The 19866-nt window shown below is 70.8% G+C and carries 19 protein-coding genes and 1 pseudogene; 12 read left to right on the top strand and 8 right to left on the bottom strand.

The annotated features are described in order from the left end of the window. Positions 1–20: 20 nt before the first annotated feature. Positions 21–1733 (bottom strand): IlvD/Edd family dehydratase, encoded by a 1713-nt coding sequence (locus EJC51_RS42375; protein ID WP_126275961.1) that lies wholly within the window; start codon positions 1731–1733, stop codon positions 21–23. Positions 1734–1782: 49 nt separating this feature from the next. Between EJC51_RS42375 and EJC51_RS42380 the strand changes: the two genes are divergently transcribed. The 3 genes from EJC51_RS42380 to EJC51_RS42390 are packed head-to-tail and all read left to right on the top strand — an operon-like array spanning position 1783 to position 4572. Further along, the gene (locus EJC51_RS42380) at positions 1783–2640 is read left to right on the top strand and encodes an IclR family transcriptional regulator (RefSeq protein ID WP_126275962.1); all 858 of its coding nucleotides are present in this window, start codon (positions 1783–1785) and stop codon (positions 2638–2640) included. Between the two features lie 43 nt (positions 2641–2683). Next, positions 2684–3544: a fumarylacetoacetate hydrolase family protein gene (locus EJC51_RS42385; protein WP_126275963.1), complete on the top strand. Its 861-nt coding sequence runs from the start codon at positions 2684–2686 to the stop codon at positions 3542–3544. A gap of 11 nt (positions 3545–3555) precedes the next feature. After that, positions 3556–4572, top strand: coding sequence for a zinc-dependent alcohol dehydrogenase (locus EJC51_RS42390; protein WP_126275964.1), 1017 nt, complete (start codon positions 3556–3558; stop codon positions 4570–4572). A 304-nt stretch (positions 4573–4876) separates the two neighbouring features. On the opposite strand, the gene EJC51_RS42395 is transcribed toward EJC51_RS42390, so the two are convergent. Continuing rightward, positions 4877–5599 carry a hypothetical protein gene (locus EJC51_RS42395; protein ID WP_126275965.1) on the bottom strand — a complete coding sequence of 241 codons (723 nt, stop codon included), beginning with the start codon at positions 5597–5599 and terminating at the stop codon, positions 4877–4879. A gap of 123 nt (positions 5600–5722) precedes the next feature. Beyond that, the gene (locus tag EJC51_RS42400) at positions 5723–6964 is read right to left on the bottom strand and encodes a MalY/PatB family protein (RefSeq protein ID WP_207924682.1); all 1242 of its coding nucleotides are present in this window, start codon (positions 6962–6964) and stop codon (positions 5723–5725) included. Positions 6965–7100: 136 nt separating this feature from the next. Between EJC51_RS42400 and EJC51_RS42405 the strand changes: the two are divergent. Continuing rightward, positions 7101–8781, top strand: a pseudogene (locus tag EJC51_RS42405) (serine/threonine-protein kinase). 30 nt (positions 8782–8811) lie between these two features. Here the strand turns inward: EJC51_RS42405 and EJC51_RS42410 are convergent. After that, positions 8812–9636, bottom strand: a complete 825-nt coding sequence (locus EJC51_RS42410; RefSeq protein WP_126275966.1) for an NAD(P)H-binding protein — start codon at positions 9634–9636, stop codon at positions 8812–8814. A 227-nt stretch (positions 9637–9863) separates the two neighbouring features. On the opposite strand from EJC51_RS42410, the gene EJC51_RS42415 reads away from it, so the two are divergent. From EJC51_RS42415 to EJC51_RS42430, 4 genes are all read left to right on the top strand, one after another. Further along, the gene (locus EJC51_RS42415; RefSeq protein ID WP_126275967.1) at positions 9864–10199 is read left to right on the top strand and encodes a hypothetical protein; all 336 of its coding nucleotides are present in this window, start codon (positions 9864–9866) and stop codon (positions 10197–10199) included. A gap of 125 nt (positions 10200–10324) precedes the next feature. Then, positions 10325–10978, top strand: coding sequence for a DUF6461 domain-containing protein (locus EJC51_RS42420; RefSeq protein ID WP_126275968.1), 654 nt, complete (start codon positions 10325–10327; stop codon positions 10976–10978). 172 nt (positions 10979–11150) lie between these two features. Then, complete coding sequence (locus EJC51_RS42425; RefSeq protein ID WP_126275969.1) at positions 11151–11705, top strand: dihydrofolate reductase family protein; 555 nt, start codon at positions 11151–11153, stop codon at positions 11703–11705. Between the two features lie 106 nt (positions 11706–11811). After that, positions 11812–12651 carry an RNA polymerase subunit sigma-70 gene (locus tag EJC51_RS42430; RefSeq protein ID WP_244363112.1) on the top strand — a complete coding sequence of 280 codons (840 nt, stop codon included), beginning with the start codon at positions 11812–11814 and terminating at the stop codon, positions 12649–12651. A gap of 87 nt (positions 12652–12738) precedes the next feature. Here the strand turns inward: EJC51_RS42430 and EJC51_RS42435 are convergent, their stop codons facing one another. Continuing rightward, positions 12739–13308, bottom strand: coding sequence for a TetR/AcrR family transcriptional regulator (locus EJC51_RS42435; protein ID WP_126275971.1), 570 nt, complete (start codon positions 13306–13308; stop codon positions 12739–12741). A 147-nt stretch (positions 13309–13455) separates the two neighbouring features. Beyond that, the gene (locus EJC51_RS42440; RefSeq protein WP_126275972.1) at positions 13456–14955 is read right to left on the bottom strand and encodes an MFS transporter; all 1500 of its coding nucleotides are present in this window, start codon (positions 14953–14955) and stop codon (positions 13456–13458) included. 244 nt (positions 14956–15199) lie between these two features. On the opposite strand from EJC51_RS42440, the gene EJC51_RS42445 reads away from it, so the two are divergent. From EJC51_RS42445 to EJC51_RS42460, 4 genes are all read left to right on the top strand, one after another. After that, the gene (locus EJC51_RS42445) at positions 15200–16069 is read left to right on the top strand and encodes an alpha/beta fold hydrolase (protein WP_126275973.1); all 870 of its coding nucleotides are present in this window, start codon (positions 15200–15202) and stop codon (positions 16067–16069) included. Between the two features lie 128 nt (positions 16070–16197). Continuing rightward, a complete protein-coding gene (locus tag EJC51_RS42450) occupies positions 16198–16794 on the top strand; it encodes a TetR/AcrR family transcriptional regulator (protein ID WP_126275974.1) in 597 nt (198 codons plus the stop codon). Between the two features lie 104 nt (positions 16795–16898). Further along, entirely contained in the window at positions 16899–17633 is a 735-nt protein-coding gene (locus EJC51_RS42455; protein ID WP_126275975.1) for an NADPH-dependent F420 reductase, read from the top strand. A 55-nt stretch (positions 17634–17688) separates the two neighbouring features. Then, the gene (locus tag EJC51_RS42460) at positions 17689–18177 is read left to right on the top strand and encodes an NUDIX domain-containing protein (protein ID WP_208870779.1); all 489 of its coding nucleotides are present in this window, start codon (positions 17689–17691) and stop codon (positions 18175–18177) included. 150 nt (positions 18178–18327) lie between these two features. On the opposite strand, the gene EJC51_RS42470 is transcribed toward EJC51_RS42460, so the two are convergent. Both EJC51_RS42470 and EJC51_RS42475 read right to left on the bottom strand, forming a co-directional pair. Next, positions 18328–19260 carry an RNA polymerase sigma-70 factor gene (locus EJC51_RS42470; protein WP_126275977.1) on the bottom strand — a complete coding sequence of 311 codons (933 nt, stop codon included), beginning with the start codon at positions 19258–19260 and terminating at the stop codon, positions 18328–18330. A 219-nt stretch (positions 19261–19479) separates the two neighbouring features. Then, positions 19480–19863 (bottom strand): VOC family protein, encoded by a 384-nt coding sequence (locus EJC51_RS42475; RefSeq protein WP_126275978.1) that lies wholly within the window; start codon positions 19861–19863, stop codon positions 19480–19482. Positions 19864–19866: the final 3 nt, after the last annotated feature.

A 19866-nucleotide genomic window follows, 5' to 3' on the forward strand; every position in this document is an offset into this window, starting at 1 on the left:
GAACTCCCGGGGCCCCCGCGCTAGTGCGACTCCCGGGTCACCTCCGACCCGCTGGACCCCACCAGGAAGTCCAGGTCGGCTCCCGTGTCGGCCTGGAGGACGTGGTCGACGTAGAGCCGCTCCCAGCCGCGCCGGGGACTGGCGAAGCCGGCGACGGTGGCCTTGTCCGGGGTTCTGCGGGCGAGTTCGTCGGCCGGTACGTCGACGTCGATGCGGCGGGCCGCGACGTCGAGGACGACGACGTCCCCGGTCCGGACGAGGGCCAGCGGTCCGCCGGCCGCCGCCTCCGGCGCCACGTGGAGCACGACCGTGCCGTACGCCGTGCCGCTCATCCGGCCGTCGCAGACCCGGACCATGTCCCGTACGCCCTGTTCCAGGAGCTTCTTCGGCAGCGGCATGTTCGACACCTCGGGCATGCCCGGGTAGCCCTTGGGGCCGCAGCCGCGCAGGACGAGGACGGAGTCGGCGTCCACGTCCAGGTCGGGGTCGTCGATACGGGCGTGGAAGTCCTCGATGCTGTCGAAGACGACCGCCCGGCCCCGGTGGCGCAGCAGGTGGGGGGAGGCGGCCGCGGGTTTCACCAGTGCCCCGTGCGGGGCGAGGTTGCCGCGCAGCACGGCGATGCCGCCCTCGGCGACCAGGGGTTCGGCGCGGGGGCGGATGACCTCCGTGTCCCAGATCGGGGCGTCGTCGAGATGGTCCACCAGCGGGTGGCCGGTGACGGTCAGCGCCGCGGGGTCGAGCAGGTCGCGGACCTCGCGCAGCACCGCGAGCAGTCCTCCGGCGCGGTGGAGGTCCTCCATGAGGAAACGGCCCGCCGGCTGGAGGTCCACCAGCACCGGCACGTGCGAGCCGATGCGGTCGAAGTCGTCGAGGCTCAGCTCGACGCCCAACCGTCCGGCGATGGCCAGCAGATGGACGACCGCGTTGGTGGAGCCGCCGATCGCGGCCAGCGCCACGATCGCGTTGTGGAAGTTGGCCCGGGTCAGGAAGGTCGCCGGGCGCCGGTCGGCGGCGACCATGTCCACCGCCAACCGGCCCGTACGGTGCGCGGCCTGGAGCAGCCGGCTGTCGGGCGCGGGTGTCCCGGCGACGCCCGGCAGCACGGTGCCCAGGGCCTCGGCCAACAGCGCCATCGTGGAGGCGGTGCCCATGGTGTTGCAATGTCCCCGGCTGCGGATCATCGCCGACTCGGAGCGGGTGAACTGCTCCTGGGTGAGCGTCCCGGCCCGCACCTCCTCCGACAGCCGCCACACGTCCGTGCCGCAGCCCAGCGGCGTGCCGCGGAAGGTCCCGGTCAGCATCGGTCCGCCCGGCACGACGACCGCGGGCAGGTCCACCGACGCGGCGGCCATGAGCAGCGACGGGATCGTCTTGTCGCAGCCGCCCAACAGCACCACCCCGTCGATGGGGTTGGCGCGGAGCATCTCCTCGGTGGCCATCGCCGCCATGTTCCGCCACAGCATGGCCGTGGGGCGCACGTTGGTCTCGCCGAGCGACACCACCGGCAGGTCCAGCGGGATGCCGCCCGCCTCGTACACCCCGTCGCGGACGGACGACGCGACCTCGTCGAGATGGGCGTTGCAAGGGGTCAGGTCCGAGGCGGTGTTGGCGATCGCGATCTGCGGACGTCCGCTGAACGCGTCGTCCGGGACACCGCGGCGCATCCAGGCCCGGTGGATGTAGGCGTTGCGGTCCTGTCCGGCGTACCACTGGGCGCTGCGGAGCGTCACCCGGAGCTCCTTCCAACAATCGACACACAGGTCTAATCTGTGGAACGCCATGGAGCATACGCAGACGTACGACGGCTCGACAGACCCCGACCAGGACGACTCAGGGTCGGCCGAATCGCGTTCGGGTGCGGGCCGCCTGGTCGGCTCCGACCGCGTGCTCGCCGTGCTCAAGCAACTGGCCCGCTATCCCGACGGGGTGGGGCTGGAGGAGCTGACCCGGGTGATCGGCAGCCCGAAGCCGACCGTGCACCGGGCGCTGGGCGCCCTGCGCCGGGCCGGTCTCGCCGACCAGGACGCCCGGGGCCGCTATCTGCTCGGCGACGAGTTCCTGCGCATGGCCTTCGCCCACCACGAGGCCCGCCCGGAGCACGTCCGCCTCCGGCCGCTGCTCCAGACCCTCGCCGTGCGCTTCGGCGAGACCGCCCACTACGCGGTGCTCGACGGCCGCGAGGTCGTCTACCGCGCCAAGGTCGACCCCCCGACCGGCGCCGTCCGCCTCACCTCCACCGTGGGCGGCCGCAACCCCGCCCACGCCACCGGCGTCGGAAAGGTCCTGCTCGCCCACGAGTTGGACACGCTCGACGCCGTACGACGGTGGATCGGCGGCACGCCGTTGGAGCGCCGCACCCCGCAAACCCTGTGCACGGCCGAGGAGTTGCACCGCGCACTGGAAACCACCCGGCAGCGCGGCTACGCCGTCGACGACCAGGAGAACGAGACCGGCGTCAACTGCCTCGCCCTACCCGTCCACGCCACCTCGCCGACCTCCCCCTCCGGAGCGGTGAGCGTCAGCGCGCTCACCTACCGGACTCCCTTGCGGAGCCTGGTCGACGCCGTCGACGAGATCCGCGCCGCGCTCGGCCCCCTGAGCGCACCCCATCGCCCGGTCCGCCCCCGCACCCCCTGACCCCCTGCATCCCCGTATCCCCGTATCCCTGGAGACCGACCCCGTGTACCTCATGCGCATAGGCGCGCCCGGCGCCGAGAAGCCCGTCGCCCGTATCGACGACGACACCTACGTCGATCTGTCCGACACCGTCACCGACTTCGACGAGGCGTTCTTCGGCTCGGGCGGCATCGACCGCGTCCGGCCCGTCGTCGCCGAGCGCGTGGCCGCCGGGCAGGTGTCCCGCTTCGCCGGGGAACGCGTCGGCGCTCCGATCGCCCGCCCGCACCAGATCCTGTGCATCGGCCTCAACTACCGTGACCACGCGGCCGAGAGCGGCATGGCGGTCCCCGACGAGCCGATCCTGTTCACCAAGTCGCCCAACACCCTGATCGGCCCGAACGACGACGTCCGCATCCCGCGCGGGTCGACCAGGACCGACTGGGAGGTCGAACTCGGCATCGTCATCGGCCGCCGGACCAGTTACCTGGACTCCGTTGACGACGCCCGCGCCGCCATCGCCGGATACGTCGTCGTCAACGACGTCAGCGAACGCGGCTTCCAGCTGGAACGCGGCGGCCAGTGGGCCAAGGGCAAGTCCGCCGAGACCTTCAACCCCGCCGGACCCTGGCTCGCCACCGCCGACGAGATCGACGACGTCCTCGCCCTCGACATGTGGCTGGACGTCAACGGAGTGCGCCGCCAGACCGGCAGCACCAAGACGATGATCTTCGATCCGTACTTCATCGTGCACTACCTCAGCCAGTTCCTGGTCCTGGAACCCGGCGACCTCATCAACACCGGCACCCCGCCCGGCGTCGGCATGGGCCTCACCCCGCCCGTCTACCTCCAGCCCGGCGATGTCATGGAACTCGGCATCAAGCACCTCGGCACCCAGCGCCAGCGCGTCCTCGCCCCGCGGTGACGCGCCCGTCCATGCGCGCCTTCGTCCTCACCGCGCCGGGGGAGTACGCCGTCCAGGAGGTCCCGGCCCCGCTGCCGGGACCCGGCGAAGCCGTCGTCGACGTCGAACGCGTCGGCGTCTGCGGCACCGACGTCGAGTTCTACACCGGCGCGATGACCTACCTCCACCAGGGCCACGCCGCCTACCCGATGCGGCTCGGACACGAGTGGGCCGGACGCGTGGCGGCGGTCGGCGACGGTGTGGACCCCGCGTGGCTCGGCCGACGCGTCATGGGTGACACCATGCTCGGCTGCGGAGCGTGCCGCCGCTGCCGACGCGGCCGGCACCACGTGTGCGACCAGCGGCAGGAGGTCGGCATACGCGGCGACCGCCCCGGCGCCCTGGCCGAACAACTGGCCGTCCCCGCCGCGTCGTTGCACGCCCTGCCCGACTCCGTGGACGCCGTACTCGGCGCCCTGGTCGAACCCGGCGGCACCGCCCTGCGCGCCGCCCGGGCCACCGCGTCCGGCGCCGGCGACCGGGTGCTGATCCTCGGGCCCGGCACGATCGGCCTGCTCACCGCGATGTTCGTGCGGGCCGCCGGGGCGGAGGTCCACCTCATGGGAGCGACGGACCGATCCCTCGCGTTCGCCCGCGACCTCGGCTTCGAGCACGTCCGGCGCGCGGACTCCCTGCCCGACGTGCCGTACGACGCGGTCGTCGACGCCACCAACGCCGTCCATCTCCCCGGCCTCGCGGTCGAGTTGGTCGAGCCCGCCGGACGTGTGGTGTACGTCGGCATCGCCGGCGAACCCAGCCGCGTCGACACCCGGACGCTGGCCCTGAAGGACGTCACCGCGGTGGGCGTACTGTCCGCATCTCCCGGTCTGGAAGCGACCGTTCAGGCGTATGCGGAGGGCAGCGTCGACCCGCGTCCCCTCGTCGCCGCGACGGTCGGCCTGACGGAGGTCGGTGCCGTACTCGCCGGAAAGCGCCCTCCGGACGCGGGCCTCGGCCCCAAGATCCTCGTCGATCCACGCCGGAACTGACGCGGTCGGAAGCACCCCCGACCATACGGTAAGCTTGATCTTGAGCCGGTCACCGCAACCGCGAACAACCGGCGCTGCGTTGGTGGTCCAAGGAAAGACGCCCCGCTTCCTGCGGGGAAATGCAGGTGCAAGGCCTGCCCGGCGCTCGATGATGGGGCCCGCTCCGCGTGATACGCGAAGCGGGCCCCATGTCTTGTTCCTCGTCATCACTCGCGATCGGCGGGACGCCGATCAACAGGTTGACCAGTAGCGGCACGCCTACCGGCCCAGGGAACGTGCCGTCACCACACCACTCCCAAGACCGTCACGCCGCCGGACTCGTCGCCAGCCAGGAACGCCAGACGTGCCGGGTGGCGGGGACGCCGGGCCGGTCCAGGAGCCAGAGCACGAACCCGGCATGGCAGCGCGCCCAGGGCTCGTCCGAGTCGCAGGCGGCGTGGAGCCGGTCGCGCAGGTCGTCGCCGTCGACGGCGCGTGCGACCCGTACGTACTCGCGGTCCTTGCAGCGATACGGGCGCCGGACGACGATCTCGGTCAGGTCGACGAGCCGGCTCCTGACCGTCTCGTCCCGCGCGATCGTGGCGACATCCCGGATCAGCCCCTGCTTCGTGCCCCATGCCTTGGCGTGCTGTGTCCACTCCCGCGGGAACCTCGCCTCCCACTCCAGGAAGAGCAGCGCGTACGGCAGCCCCGGCCAGTCGGCGATGGCGGTGCGCCGGGGCCGATTCCACAGGGCGTCCGGGAAAACGTGCCACTGGGTGCGGTGATACGCGTCAAACGCCCCGAGGAGAGCCGGTTCCCGGTACTGCTCCTCCGCTCCCAGGGAATGCGTCAGCCGCCACATCTCGTTGGCGCGGTCGCGAGCGTCGTCGGCCCGCCCGCGCGCCTCGGACAGGTGCAGCAGCGCGGCCGACCGCTCGACCGGATCGCCCGCGATCAGGCCGTGGGCCCAGCCCAACCGCTCCGCCCACGCCCCCGCGTCGTCGTCCCCCGCGCCGCGCGACCGCGCACCCGATCCCTCCACCATGAGGAAAATCATCCCATCCGCAGCGAGGGCGGTTCAGCCGGAGGTCGTCCTCGGCACCGGGATCGGCGCCCCTTTCGTGACAAGCACCGGCGCCGGTGGGCCGGGGGCTCCGCCGGACGACGGCTACAGGTCCCGCAGCGCGCGCCCCATCCTGGTCACCGCCTCGCGCAGGACGGCGGGCGGTGTCGCGAAGTTGAGGCGTACGTGGCCCTCGCCGCCGGAGCCGAAGACATGCCCCGAACTGAGCGCGACCCGCGCCCGGTCGAGGAAGAACTTCGCGGGCCCCGCCAGGTCGCTGACCACACCGGGCCCGTCACCGCCCGCCTCCGTGTGCAGTCCCAGCCGGGTGCAGTCCAGCCACGCCAGGTAGGTGCCCTCGGGGCGGTGACATCGCACGCCGGGGAGGTGGTCGGCGGCGAGGCGGCCGAGGAGATCGCGGTTGGCGTCGAGGCCGAGCAGCAGGTCGTCGAGCCAGTCGCCACCCTTGCGGAAGGCGGCGGTGTGCGCGATGACACCGAGGTGGCTGGGCCCGTGGCTGACCTCCTCGGGCAGCAGCCGGAGTTCGTCGGCGGCCTCGGGCCCCGCGAGCGCCAGGGCCGCCTTGATGCCGGCGAGGTTCCACGCCTTGGACGCGGAGGCCAGCGCGAACGCGTTCTCGGCGCCGGGCACACTGAGGAACGGGGTGAAGACGGCACCCGGCAACACCAGCGGGGCGTGGATCTCGTCGGCGACGACCCGCACCCCGTGCCGGCGGGCAAGCGCGGCGACCGCCTCCAGTTCCTCGCGGGTGTGGACGACACCGGTGGGGTTGTGCGGATTGCTCAGCAAGAAGACCGCACGCCGCCCGTCGCCTCGAGCCCGCACGAAGGCGTCCTCCAAGGCCTCCAGGTCGATCCGCAGATCGGCACCGAGGCGCGCCTCGACGACGACGCGGGCGTCGTGCGAGACGAACGCGTAGAACGGCGGGTACACCGGCGAACACACCACGACCGAGTCACCGGGATCGGTGAGCAGCCGCAGCACCTCGACGATGCCCAGCATCACGTCCGGCACGATCGCGGTCCGCTCCACCCGCACCCCGTCCCACTGCCACCGCTCGGCGGCGAACGCGGCGAGCGCCTCGGCGTACGCGGTCCCGTACGGATACCCGGTGTCCCCCAGCTCGATCGCCGCCCGCAGGGCCTCGACGACAGCCGGAGCGAGCGGCACGTCCATCTCGGCGACCCACAGCGGAAGGACGTCCCGGGGGTGCGTGCGCCACTTCATGCTGCTCCGCTGCCGCAGCTGCTCCAGGGTGAGTCGCGCGAGAGGGTCCGTCCGCCGGGCCTCCGCGCCGTCGGGATCCTGATCCATGGGTCCGGTCATTCCGCGCTCCTGGGGTGGGATGGACGGGGCTGCTGTGCACCACGCACCACCGAGCCAGCCGGGCCGAGGGAAGTCAAGCATCGTCGCAGCCAGGGGTGGCGGGAGGCGGTCGGTGCGGACCGCTAGGCTCCGGCCCATGAGTGAGGCAGACAGACGCGCCGAACGACGCGTCGTCGACGGGCGCTTCGAGCTGGAGGCCCGTCTGGGTGGCGGTGGGATGGGCACGGTCTGGCGCGCCAGGGACCTGGTGCTGCACAGGCTGGTGGCGGTCAAGGAGGTCCGTCCGCCGGACCGCGACCTCGCCGAGTACGACCCCGAGGGCGCGCGGATGCTGCGCGAGCGGGTGCTGCGCGAGGCCAGGGCGCTGGCCCGCATCGACCACCCGAACGTCGTGACGATCCACCACATCGTCGACGGCGGCGAAGGCACGTACCCCTGGCTGGTCATGGAGCTGGTGAGCGGCGGTTCCCTGGCCGACCGCCTCGCCCAGGGCCCGATGCCACCGGCCGAGGCGGCCCGGATCGGCCGCGGCGTGCTGGCCGCGCTCACCGCCGCGCACGACGCCGGCATCCAGCACCGGGACGTGAAACCCGCCAACGTGCTGCTACGACCGGACGGCCGCCCGGTCCTGACCGACTTCGGCATCGCGGCGATCCGCGAGTCGACCACGCTCACCGCCACCGGCTCCATCATCGGCACCGGCCGACTTCATGGCCCCGGAGCGCATCACCGGCCAGGAAGGCGGCGCCGCGTCCGACCTGTGGTCGCTGGCGATGATGCTGTACACCGCGGTGGAGGCCCATCATCCGCTGCGCCGAGGCACCACCCTGGCCACCCTCGCCGCGGTCCTCCACGAGGACGTGCCACCCCCGGTGCGGGCCGGTGCTCTCGGCGAGGTCCTGATGAACGTGCTGGTACGGGACCCGGCGGCACGCCCGTCCGCGGCCGAACTGGACCGGCGACTGGCGGAGATCGAGTCGCTGCCGACGCCCCCCGGCGACGCACCCACGTCGTACCCCCTCACCCCGCCGCAAGCGCCACCCCCGTCAACCGGCTTCGGACCGCCGCCGGTCCTCCCCGGACCACCGGTCCAGATATCACCCCAACCGCCCACGGCACCGGTGTCGACGACGACCCGCAGACGCGGCACGGGTACGACGGTCCTGCGGGCCGTGTCAGGTGTGTCCCTCGCCGGCGCCGTGGGCCTGCTGTGGTGGCTCCTGCCCTTGGACGACAACAAGGGCGACAACTCGGGCACCGGCCCCTCGACGTCCACGTCCACGTCCACGCCCACGCCCACCTCCGCGTCCGTGTCTCCGTCCGCGTCGTCGACTCCGAAGCCCTCCGAAGAGCCCCTCGCGACTGGGGCGATGCTCACCCCGGCCAACATCCGCACCGCCATCAAGGCGTTGGAGGACGAGACAGGGCGGGACATGTTCGGGGACTTCACCGTCTACGACGAGTACGTGTCGGCCAAGGTGATGGTGAAGGGCAGCAAGACCAAGTACGACAGCTACACGTACCGCCCGGGAAAGGGCGTGGAGGAGGGAATCATCAAGGGCACCTTGTTCACCGGCGATCAGCCCTTCACGCTCGACGGCATCGCCTGGGACAAGGTTCCCGCGCTTCTGAAGGAGGCGGACAAAAAGCTGAACGTCTCGGATCCGAACCTTCGATACGTGGTGGTCAAGGCGCAGAACGACCTCTTCGACACTCCGAAGGGACTGGCCGTCTATCTCAGCGGCGACTACGGGTCCGGCTACCTTGCGGCGACCCCGCAGGGAAGGGTGACGGACGTGTACCCGGCCGAGAAATGACGAGGCGCGCTCGGGCATGCTCCGGCATGGTCAGGCTGCGAAGTCGGCCCGGTGGTCCTCGGCCCATTCCGCGAAGGTCCGGGCCGGGCGACCGGTGATGCTCTCGACCTCGAAGGTGATCTCGGGGGCGGAATCGACCGTCGCCGCAAAGGACTTGAGCAGGGCTCGCACCATCGGCCGCGGCAAGTCCGGGAAGAGAGTGGCTTCCGCCTCGGCCACGGGAGTCTCGACGTAGGTCAACTTCCGGCCGAGGGCCTGCCCGATGGCGGCGACCTGCTCCGCGTTCGTCGTCGCCGCGGGCCCGGTGAGCCGGTGGACGGCACCCTCGTGGCCCGCATCGAGAAGACACCGCTCGGCTACGGCCGCGATGTCGTCCTCGTGGATCGGCGCGGACACCGCGCCGGCGAAGGGGGCGTGCACGGAGTCGCCCTGGCGGATCTGCGGGGCCCACTGGAAGGCGTTGGTGGAGAACGCGTTGGGCCGCAGGAAGGTCCACTCCATGCCGCTGTCCCGGACGAGGCGCTCGACGCGCGCGTGCATCCTGTGGATCGGGTGGGCCTCGTCGGCGCCCTCCTGGATGATCCCCGAGGAGAGCATGACCACGTGCCGTACACCGCCGGTGCGAGCCCTGTCGAGGACGGTGTCCGTGTGGTCGCCGGTGGCCTGCACATGCAGGAAGAGCTTCGACGCTCCGTCGAACAACCCGTCCGACTCAAGGCGGTTCACTTCCGCGGCCGGGGGAAGCGCGGCCCGCTCCGGATCGCGGCTGACGGCCCGCACGGACCGTCCTTCGGCCACGAGCCGCTCGACGAGTGCACGGCCGACGTTGCCGGTGGCACCGGTGACGACGATCACGGGTTTCCTCCTGGTGGGTCCTCGGATTGATGATCCCTGGCTGTTCAGACCCTAGGAGGGCCGAACGACTGAGGCATCGGCGCAGGGAACCAACTGACCTACGTCTCCCTACCTACGACCGTGCCGTGCAGGGATGTTGAACGGTGCCGGTAGTCGGCACGCATATTCCGGGAGAGCGCGGGGCCGAAGTCGCTAGCATCGCCCCCGCAGGGGTAAGAGGGGGAGTCATGGCACTGGGACGCAAGGGCGCACGGCGCATCGTGGTCGACGGCACGACGTATCGCTGGCGCCTGCGCCGTCGGCCGACCTATTTCCAGGGCATGGCCTGGACTCCGTGCACCTTCGCGGTCGAGCACGCGGACAGCCCGGGCCCGGGAACGACGCTCGTGGTGACCACCGACCAGCCGCACCTGAGCAACTGGCTCGGACACGAAGGCAAGCCGATACTGCCGTCCGACGCAGCCCGAGCCATCCGGCACGCCTTGCGTGAGGGCTGGACCCCGACGTCTCCAGGCACCCCCTTCCATCTCGACCTGTCCGCCGGTTTCGTGGCCTCACCCTGAGAGCCGCGAGGGGGCGGAGACGGCTCTGAGCTGGACCCTCACTGTCAGTGGCGGGGGCACGCCCCTTACCCCGCAGAACAGGAAGCGGCGCTGTGCAGGGCCGTGAAGGCCGGGAGGACGACTTGATGGTCGGGGAACATGAACGGAACGGCCTGCGCTGGACAGCCGATGCCTACGACGTCGGCTTCACGCTTGCCCTCAGCGAGGGTCTCTCGCCGCATGAGTTGCTGCGCGGCATCCGCGCCGAGGAACATTGCATCGTCCCGCTGACCCGCTTCGCGGCATACGAGTTGCTGACCAGGGACGCGGACGACCACATCAGTGACCTCGACTTCCTGGACTGGGAAGACGAAGCGGAGGTCGCCCGTCTGACGGACGGAGGCTTCCTGCCCGACCCGCCCGACACCATCGTGCGAGCGGGCTCGGTGGCGGGCTGGGCGTATGCGCTGGAGGAATTCCAGTGCCGCACGGGGACTCATCTCGCCGCCTTGTCCCAGCGGGGGCGGGCGTTCAGCATCCATCGCAACGCCAAGGGCTTCAGCCGCATCGGCTACGCCCTCCATGGAGAGCTGGTGACCTCCTTCGAGCCCGGTCTACCCCATCTCACGAACGGCGTCCCAGCCGAAGCACCCCTCGGCTTCGTCCCCAACGGGGACGAGCCGGGGGACGTGGCGTTCCTGCGGTTCCTTGAAGTCGAGTTGGACCTCTGGATCCCCTGGGAGGAGACCGAGGCAGAGTTGCCGGCAGCCGCATTCACCGACGAGCGGACTGTGAGGTAGGCGCCTGTACGCACGAGGCACGCGGCGCGGGTCGCGGGTCGCGGGTCGCGGGCCGTGGCGGCGTGCGCGGCGAATCCTGGCCGGTGCCGACCCGCCGACCGATTCCTCTCGGAGCTCACCCGAGTCTTCCTATGCGAGGGCCGGAACCTCCGACCCAGGGACGGAGACCATCATGCGCAAGCTCATCGCGGGGGCATTCATCACGCTGGACGGCGTGGTCCAGGATCCGGGCGGATTCAGCGAGATGGAACGCGGCGGCTGGGCACTGGACTACTTCGACGACGCCTCGCGCCAGAGGGCCACCGACGCTCTCCTGGCCAGCGACACCTTTCTGCTGGGGCGGGCGACGTTTGAGATCATCGAGAAGGCCTGGTCGCGCAACACCGGGCCGTACGCCGAGGCGATGAACGCCATTCCCAAGCTCGTCGTGACGAGGACGCTGCGCGGCCCGTTGCCCTGGAACGCCGGCGTCCTTGCCGGTGAAGCGGCGGAGACGGTCGCGAAACTCAAGCAGGAGCCCGGCGGCAACATCGTGATGTACGGCAGCTTCACGCTGATGCGAACTCTGCTGGAGCACAACCTGATCGACGAGCTGAACCTCGGCGTCCATCCCCTTGTCGTCGGCGAGGGCAAGCGGCTCTTCGACAGGGCGTTGCCCCGCTCGCTGCGGTTCGTGTCCGCAGCGCCCAGTGCGACAGGAGTCGTCACGCTCACCTACGCCCCGTAGTGTCGATCGGGATGGGAGATTTCGCGACGGACACGGAACCCTACCGGCGCGAGCTGCTGGCACACTGCTATCGCATGCTTGGATCGGTTATCGCATGCTTGGATCGGTGGACGACGCCGAGGACGTGGTCCAGGAGACCTACATGCGTGCCTGGCGTTCGTATGAGGCGTTCCAGGGCAGGTCATCGGTGCGCACTTGGCTCCACCAGATCGCCACGAACGCGTGCCTCTCCGCGTTGTCGCACAGTAGTAGGCGTTTCCTGCCCTCGGGCCTCGGCGGACCCGCCGACGACCCGATGGCCCCGCCTACGGCCGCGGAAGCACCGTGGGTTCAACCCATTCCCGACTCCCTGCTCGACCCGGCGGCGATCGTAGCGGCGCGCGACAGCCTGCGGATCGCGCTGATCGCCACGCTCCAGAAGTTGCCGGGCCGCCAGCGGGCGGTGTTCGTCTTGCGGGACGTGCTGGAGTGGCCGGCGTCGGACGTGGCACAGGCGATGGGCACCAGCACGGCCGCGGTGAAGAGCACGTTGCAGCGCGCGCGTGCGCGGCTGGCGCAGGAGCCTCCCGACGTCGAGCAAACAGTCGAGCCGGGCAGGCTGAGCACCGTACTCGGTCATTACATCGCGGCCATCGAGGAGGCCGATGGCGCGGCCCTTGAACGGCTGCTGCGCGTCGATGCCAAGATCGAGGCGACGCCGTGGCGCACATGGTTCGCCGGCCGTGCCACGTGCGTGCCCTATCTCGTCCAGCAGGTCCTGGGCTCGCCGGGAACCTGGCGGTTGCTGCCGACCAGCGCGAACGGCCAGCCCGCGGCGGTCGGCTACCTCAATGGTCGGGCCTACGGCATCGTGGTGCTCACCGTCACCACGACGGGCATCGCGAGAATCAACGCGTTCGGGGATCCGGGGCTCGTCAGGCGGTTCGGCTTCCCCGAGGCCGTGTGAGGACGTCGGGGCGGCCGGCTGGATGAGCATCTGGGCAACCGTGCGCTTGGCGCCGGGCGTGAGCGGGCTCCCCGCAAGCGCGCTGCGTCAGCGCACGCCTGCCGTGTCGAGCAGGGCCGTCACGGTGGGGATGACGAGCCCGCCCCGAGTGTCGGCCTTGATTCCCGCGCGGGCGCTGGCCCCGTCGAAGACCAGGATCAGCTGCCGGGACAGCAGGTCGGGGTCGCTGGCCCCGCCCTGTTCGGCCTCGGTGCGGAAGAAGGCCGTCAGGTTCTCCTTGACCCGACGGGCCACCTGGCTCGCGGGATGGTCCGGGTCCTTGAGTTCGATCTGTACGACGAGGTACCGGCAGCCGTGGAAGTCGGGTGCGTCCGCCAGTGCCTCCGCCTGTCCGAAGACGTGCAGGATCCGCTCGCGGGGCGGACGGACGTCGTCCGTCGCGGGAAGGAGTGCCGTCATATAGGCGGAGGCGCGCTCCTCCAGGCTCGCCGTCAGCAGTTCGTCCTTGCTCTCGAACAGCTTGTACATGGAGCGCTTGGACACCCCCGCCGCCTTGCACAGCGCGTCGACGCCGATGTTGACGCCCTCTCGGTAGGTGAGGGTGGCCGCTGCCGCCAGCAGGCGCTCTCGGGAGCCTGGCATTGCTTCGGTGGTCATATGGCGAGGCTAACTCGATTCCGGTCCATTGGAAACCGATCGGTTTTACGGTGGGTGAGGGTGAGGTGAGGGCGAGGGAGGCGCCGGGCAGGCTGTGCCGCGATGGGGATGCGTCCGGGCGTCGGCACCCCCATCGCGGTCTCCGGCTCAGTGGGCGATCACGGGCTCGCCCTCCGAGGGCGCCAGGGCCGTGTTCGGCATCAGGAACGCCATGAGCACCGCGCCGACCACGAAGATCCCGGCGCCCCAGGCCAGGGTGGCCGTGTAGCCCTCTACGTCGGCCTGTGCCGCCGTCAGCGCGCTCGGCTTGTGCGAGGAGAGGTAGTCGGTCGCGGCCGACGAGGCGACCGTGGTCAGCAGTGCCGTGCTGATCGAACCGCCCACCTGCTGGCTGGTGTTGATCAGCGCGGAGGCGACGCCGGCGTCCTCGTGGTGCACACCCGCGGTCGCGCCCTGGAACGCGGTGGTCATGACCGCGCCGATGCCGAGGCCCAGCAGGATCATGCCCGGCATGATGTCGGCGACGTAGGCGCTGTCCAGCGTGAGCCGGGTCAGCAGGGCCATGCCGGACGCGGAGACCAGGAAGCCGGCGGTGACCACGACCTTCGGGCCGACCCTGGGCAGCAGCAGCGAGGGCACCGTGGTCGACGAGGCGACGATGCCCCCGACCATCGGCAGGAAGGACAGACCGGCCTCGATCGGCGAGTAGCCGATGCTGGCCTCCAGGTAGTAGGTCAGGAACAGGAAGATCGAGAACATCCCCATGCCCAGCACGAACACGGCCAGGAACGAACCGCCCCGGGTCCGGTCCAGTACGACGCGCAGCGGCAGCAGCGGATGCGCGACCCGGAGCTCCAGCCAGGCGAACACGGCGAGCAGCAGCACGCCGCTGATCATGGAGCCGAGGGCGACCGGGTCGGTCCAACTGGTGGACTCGACGTGCGCGAACCCGTAGACGATGCCGAACAGTGCGGCGCTCACGACGACCGTGCCGGGAATGTCGATCTTGGGTCGCTCGGTGAGTGCGGGCTTGGCCAGCAACAGCAGCGCGCCGACCAGCGCGAGGCCCGCGAAGACGACGTTCACGTACATCACCCAGCGCCACGACGCCCATTCGGTGAGCATGCCGCCGAGCAGGAGCCCCACCGCGGCGCCCGCACCGGACAGTGCGCTGAAGATGCCGAAGGCCTTCGGCCGTTCGGCCGGGTCGGTGAAGGTCACGCTGAGCAGGGAGAGCGCCGCGGGCGCGAGCAGCGCGGCGAACAGGCCCTGGGCGACGCGGGCCGCGACGAGTATCTCGAAGCTGCCGGCCGCGCCGCCGACGACGGACGCGGCCGCGAAACCGATCAGGCCGGTCACGAAGGTCGTACGACGCCCGAACAGGTCACCGAGCCGGCCCCCGAGCAGCAGCAGGCTGCCGAACGCCAGGGCGTACCCCGTGATCACCCACTGCCGGCTGCCGTCACTGAAGCCGAGGTCGTGCTGTGCCTCGGGCAGCGCGATGTTCACGACCGTCGCGTCGAGCGTGACCATCAACTGCGCCACGCCCAGCACGACGAGCACCCACCAGCGCACGGCATGTGAGCCGCGGCGGCCCGAGTCGGTTGTTCGGGAGGCGGGTGCTCCGCGGTGGAAGGTGGTACTCACTTTTCCCCTTAGTTGCTGGGCGTGGGTCCGACCGACGGCCGGAAACCGATCTGTTTCCACTCAGGTAAACAGATCGGTTTCCTGGGCGCAAGTGAAGGATTCCGAGAGGGAGGTTCGCGGGCGCCCGTGGTGCTTGCGGTGGGAAACCGATCGGTTTACTCTGTTGGAGACCGATCGGTTTCTCATGCTCCGGTGGGAGTCATGACCGCCTTGGTCGATCCCTCACGCGCAAGGAGTCGGCGAGATGCCCAGCAAAGAGTCACGTCCCACGATTCACATCCCGGGGACCACCAGCCACACGATCCGCTCTCGCGGCGGCCGCGAGGGGGAGCTGCGCTACCTCAAGGCGGGCACCGGCGCTCCTCTGGTCCTGCTGCACACCGTGCGCACCCAGGCCGAGCACTTCCGCCATCTCATCCCGCTGATCGCGGATCACTACACCGTCCACGCCCTCGACCTGCCGGGCATGGGCTACTCCGAGATCGTGCCCGGGGCGTCGTACGACGAGCCTGCGATGCGTGCGGGCGTCGAGCGGCTGCTGACCGAACTCGACCTGAGCGACGTGACGTTGGTGGGGGAGTCCATGGGGGCGGTGCTCGCCCTGACCACCGCGGCCGACCTGCCCGAGCGGGTCCGGCGCGTGGTCGCGGTGAACACGTACGACTTCCGTGGCGGCATCGCCCGCTCCAGCCTCCTGGCCCGCGTGGTGGTCAGCGGCGTCCTCGCGCCCGGCGTGGGCCCGGTGATCGCAGGGGTCGAGCCCAGACCCGCCCTCCGTGCGATCCTTCAGGGCGGCCTCGGCGACAAGAGCGCGCTGCGCGAGGACTACGTCGAGGAACTGCTCCAGGTGGGCAAGCGCCCCGGCTACCCGACCGTCGCCCGCGCCGTGTACCAGGCCCTGCCCAGCCTCATCGCGGCCCGCTCGCGTTACCCCGAGGTCAAGGCGCCCGTCCACCTTGTCTACGGCGAGAAGGACTGGTCCCGCCCCTCGGACCGGGAAGCCGACAGGCGACTGCTGCCGGCCGCCGACTTCACCCAGGTCCCCAAGGCCGGCCACTTCATCGCCCTGGAACGCCCCGACGTACTGGCCGACCTGCTGAACACGGTCGCCTGACCGCCGGGCCAGGGTCCCACCCGTACCCCTCCGACTTGACCGGATGCTGCCTCCGTTTTACGGTGGGCTCAGTACGGAGGTAGCCTCCGTTTTATCGGAGTCGTCGGATCGCATCACCGGGAGGGCGTATGAGTGCGGGTGGACAGCAGGGGCGTAAGCCTCGTGCGGATGTCCAGCGCAACCGTGCCGCGCTCCTGGAGGCGGCGCAGCGTCACTTCCTGAAGTACGGGGTCGGTACGTCCCTGGAGGCGGTCGCCAAGGAAGCGGGCGTCGGGCCCGGCACCCTGTACCGGCACTTCCCCACCCGGGAAGCGCTGCTGGCCGCCGTCCTCCAGACGCGCTCCGAAGAACTGGTGGAGCGGCAGGAGGAGATCGCGCGCCTCGGCGACGCCGACAAGGCGCTGGAGCAGTGGTTGCGCGCGCTGGAGGAGTACTTCAGCGCGTTCAGCGGACTGCCCGAGCCGCTCATGGCCGCGGCCAGGGCGCAGGATCCGGACAACCCGCTCACGCTGCCCTGCGACACCGTCATCTCCGCCACCGAGGAGTATGTGCGGGCCGCCCAGCGGACGGGATATGTACGGGCTTCGGTGCGGGGGTACGACCTGTTCCTCGCGGCCATCTCCGTCGCCTGGCTCAAGGGTGCCGGTGCCGCGGAGGAGGAGTCGCTGGAGCGCGTTCGCGCCCTCATCGTCGTCGGCTACCGCGCGCGGAACACCGAGGCGTAAGCCCCTGCCGGGCGTTGTGCTGCGCCTTTGTTCTGTGTTCCGCGGTTCCCCAGTGATCACATCGTGCCGCCCTGGGGGTGGTGCGTCTCTTGGAAGGACAAATCATGAAAATTTCTGTTATCGGTGCCGGGGCGATCGGCGGCAACCTCGCCCGCAAGCTCAGCGCGGCCGGTCATGACGTGCAGGTGGCCGACGCCCGCGGGTCGGAGACCGTCGCGCCCGACGTGCTGGAGACCGGTGCCCGCGCCGTGGCACTCGAGGACGCCGTCAAGGACAGGGACGCCGTCGTCCTGGCCATCCCCTTCGGGGTGGCCGGACAACTGGCCGATCTGTTCGCCTCCGTCCCCGCCGAGACGGTGGTCATCGACACCTCCAACTACTACCCGCACCTCAGCGGCCGGATCGAGGCGGTGGAGGACGGCGCCGTAGAGAGCGTGTACACCTCCGAGCTCCTCGGTCGTCCCGTGGTCAAGGCGTGGAACGCCGCCCTGGCCGGAACCCAGCGGACGAAGGGCCTCCCGGCGGGCACCCCGGGCCGCATCGCCATACCGGTCGCTGGCGATTCCGAGGAGGCGAAGCGGGTGGCCATGCGTCTGGTCGACGACACCGGATTCGACCCCTACGACGCCGGCGCCCTGGTCGACTCCTGGCGCCAGCAGCCGATGGGCCCCGCCTACTGCACCGAGCTGACCCTCGACGAACTGCCGGCCGCCCTGGCCGCCGCCGATCGCGACAAGGACACGGCGGTCCGGGACAGCATGGGGGAGCGCTTCGCCGCCCTCGGCGCCGATCCCAGCCTGGAGGACGTCGTCGAGATGAACCGAGCCGCCCACCGGTGAGCGTGCCGGGCCGTTGTCAGTGGGCTCTGCGATCGTGTGCGACGTGGACGAAGTCGTGGAACGTGTCGATGCGCGGGACCGGGTACTGGGGCCGGTGAGCCGGAAGGACGCCGTCCGGGAGGGCTGGCTGCACCGGGTCGCCGTGGTCGTGTGCCACGACCGGCAGGGTCACCTCCTCGTCCATCGGCGCGCCGAGCAGGTGCCCCGATTCCCGGGGTATCACGAGGTCGGCATCGGTGGAGCCGTGGGGGTCGGGGAGTCCTACGAGCAGGCGGCCGCCCGTGAGGTGGAGGAGGAGCTGGGGGTGTCGGCGGCGGTGCGCTTCCGGTTCAAGTTCCTCAACCGCAGCGGGTTGAGCCCGCACTGGCTCGGGGTGTGTGACGCCGTCATCCCGCGGGCTGTCATACCGGACTCACGGGAGGTCGCCTGGCATGCCTGGCTGAACGAGTCCGACCTGCCGCGGATCCTCCAGGAGCGGACGTTCACCCCTGACAGTCACGAGATCCTGGACCGCTATGTCGCCGACCGTGCCGAAAGGACATGAGGTGCAGGAAGGACGCCGGGCCCGGCTCGTCCAGTCGTCTGCGGGGGCGTCGTCGAAGAGCAGTCGTACGAAGTCCAGGACCGGCCCCAGGACGTCAAGGTCCTGGTCGAGCACCCACTGGAGTTGGAGGCCGGGCCTCCCGGGCGGGGCTCAGCCGAGGGCCGCGGTGCCGCGGGAGCGGGAGTCGAGGAACGCGGCGATCTTGTCGGGGTTGAACACCCACAGCACTTGGTGGATGCCGTCCTTCGAGGCCACCACCGTGAGGAGGGCGACCGGCCGGCCCTCGCGGCTGACCAGGGCGCCGGGCAGGCCGTTGGCGGTGACCGCCTCCGTCTCGGCGTCGTGCCACAGCAGCCGGCGGCTCGACAGCCGGGCCACGCGGGCCGCGCTCAGCACGGGGACGCGGGCGCAGCCCCGGATGCCGTTGCCGTCGGACAGGCTGACGGCGTCCGGCGTGAGCAGAACCTCCAGCGAGGCCACGTCGCCGGTGCGGGCCGCCGCGACGAAGGCGTCCAGGAGGCGCCGGTGCTCGGCGGTGTCCACCGGCTCCCGCGCCTCGTCCAGCAGATGCCGACGGGCCCGGCTCACGATCTTCCGTACGTTGGCGGGGCTCAGACCCAGCATCTCGGCGATCTCGGGATAGCCGTAGTCGAACGCCTCGCGCAGGACGTAGGCGGCGCGCTCGCTGGGATTCAGCCGCTCCAGCACCAGCAGCAGGGCCAGCTCCACCGCCTCCGCGCGCTCCGCGCCCACCTCCGGGTCGGCGCTCGTGTCGACGGGTTCGGGCAGCCACGTTCCGATGTAGGACTCGCGGCGCACGCGCGCCGACTGCGCCACGTTGATGGCCAGCCGGGTCGCGGTCGTCGACAGGAAGGCCATCGGGTTGTCCACCACGGAACGGTCGGTCTTCTGCCAGCGCAGCCACGCCTCCTGGACCACGTCCTCGGCCTCGGTCACGCTGCCGAGCACGCGGTAGGCGATGCCGAAGAGACGTCCCCTGTGCCGCTGGAACACCGAGACGGCGTCATCGAGGTCGCTCGTCGCACGGCTCGGTGGCGCGGCGCCGCTGTCACTGGACGTCACGACTGCTCCCTTGCTTCATGTCCGTGGACCGCGCGGGCCCTCCTGGAGCGGCTGCGGCTGCCGGCGGGCACCGCGATGCGGCACCTGTCGCCGCCGCTCGTCACGACCCTTGTCACGGCTTCCCCTCCGGATGTCCTGGCAGATGCCGCTCCGCAGAAGAAGAGACCGGACAGCGGCGCTCTCTGTGACACATGGTGCGGCAAACGCAGGGCGCGTGCCTCAGGAGTTCATGGCGGCCCGGTCGGAGTCGCTGCGCAGGACGCAGAACTCGTTGCCCTCCGGATCGGCGAGGACCGCCCAGCCGGAACCGTCGGGATCGCGGCGATCGGCGACGAACGTGGCACCGAGGCCCAGCAGCCGGTCCACCTCCTGATCGCGCGAGGTCTCGGGACGCAGGCACAGATGGACACGGTTCTTGACCGTCTTGGGCTCGGGCACCTGGTTGAAGTACAGCACCAGGCCCTCCGCCAGCCGCACCTGGGTCTCCCGGCTGCCCGGGCCGTCCTCGGGATGCAGCGGACGGCCGGTCACCCCGCTCCAGAACCGGGCCAGCTCATAGGCGTCCGCACAGTCGATCGCGACGTTCTGCACCACCGAAACCATGAT

This window comes from Streptomyces aquilus (genome assembly GCF_003955715.1).
GTDB classification, from domain to species: Bacteria; Actinomycetota; Actinomycetes; order Streptomycetales; family Streptomycetaceae; genus Streptomyces; species Streptomyces aquilus.

Coding starts and splice junctions, on each gene's coding strand:
- EJC51_RS42415 (WP_126275967.1), top strand. CDS start 9,864: ATGGCACTGGGACGCAAGGGCGCACGGCGCATCGTGGTCGACGGCACG.
- EJC51_RS42395 (WP_126275965.1), bottom strand. CDS start 5,599: ATGGTGGAGGGATCGGGTGCGCGGTCGCGCGGCGCGGGGGACGACGAC.
- EJC51_RS42450 (WP_126275974.1), top strand. CDS start 16,198: ATGAGTGCGGGTGGACAGCAGGGGCGTAAGCCTCGTGCGGATGTCCAG.
- EJC51_RS42455 (WP_126275975.1), top strand. CDS start 16,899: ATGAAAATTTCTGTTATCGGTGCCGGGGCGATCGGCGGCAACCTCGCC.
- EJC51_RS42435 (WP_126275971.1), bottom strand. CDS start 13,308: ATGACCACCGAAGCAATGCCAGGCTCCCGAGAGCGCCTGCTGGCGGCA.
- EJC51_RS42400 (WP_207924682.1), bottom strand. CDS start 6,964: ATGACCGGACCCATGGATCAGGATCCCGACGGCGCGGAGGCCCGGCGG.
- EJC51_RS42425 (WP_126275969.1), top strand. CDS start 11,151: ATGCGCAAGCTCATCGCGGGGGCATTCATCACGCTGGACGGCGTGGTC.
- EJC51_RS42420 (WP_126275968.1), top strand. CDS start 10,325: ATGGTCGGGGAACATGAACGGAACGGCCTGCGCTGGACAGCCGATGCC.
- EJC51_RS42390 (WP_126275964.1), top strand. CDS start 3,556: ATGCGCGCCTTCGTCCTCACCGCGCCGGGGGAGTACGCCGTCCAGGAG.
- EJC51_RS42445 (WP_126275973.1), top strand. CDS start 15,200: ATGCCCAGCAAAGAGTCACGTCCCACGATTCACATCCCGGGGACCACC.
- EJC51_RS42475 (WP_126275978.1), bottom strand. CDS start 19,863: ATGGTTTCGGTGGTGCAGAACGTCGCGATCGACTGTGCGGACGCCTAT.
- EJC51_RS42380 (WP_126275962.1), top strand. CDS start 1,783: ATGGAGCATACGCAGACGTACGACGGCTCGACAGACCCCGACCAGGAC.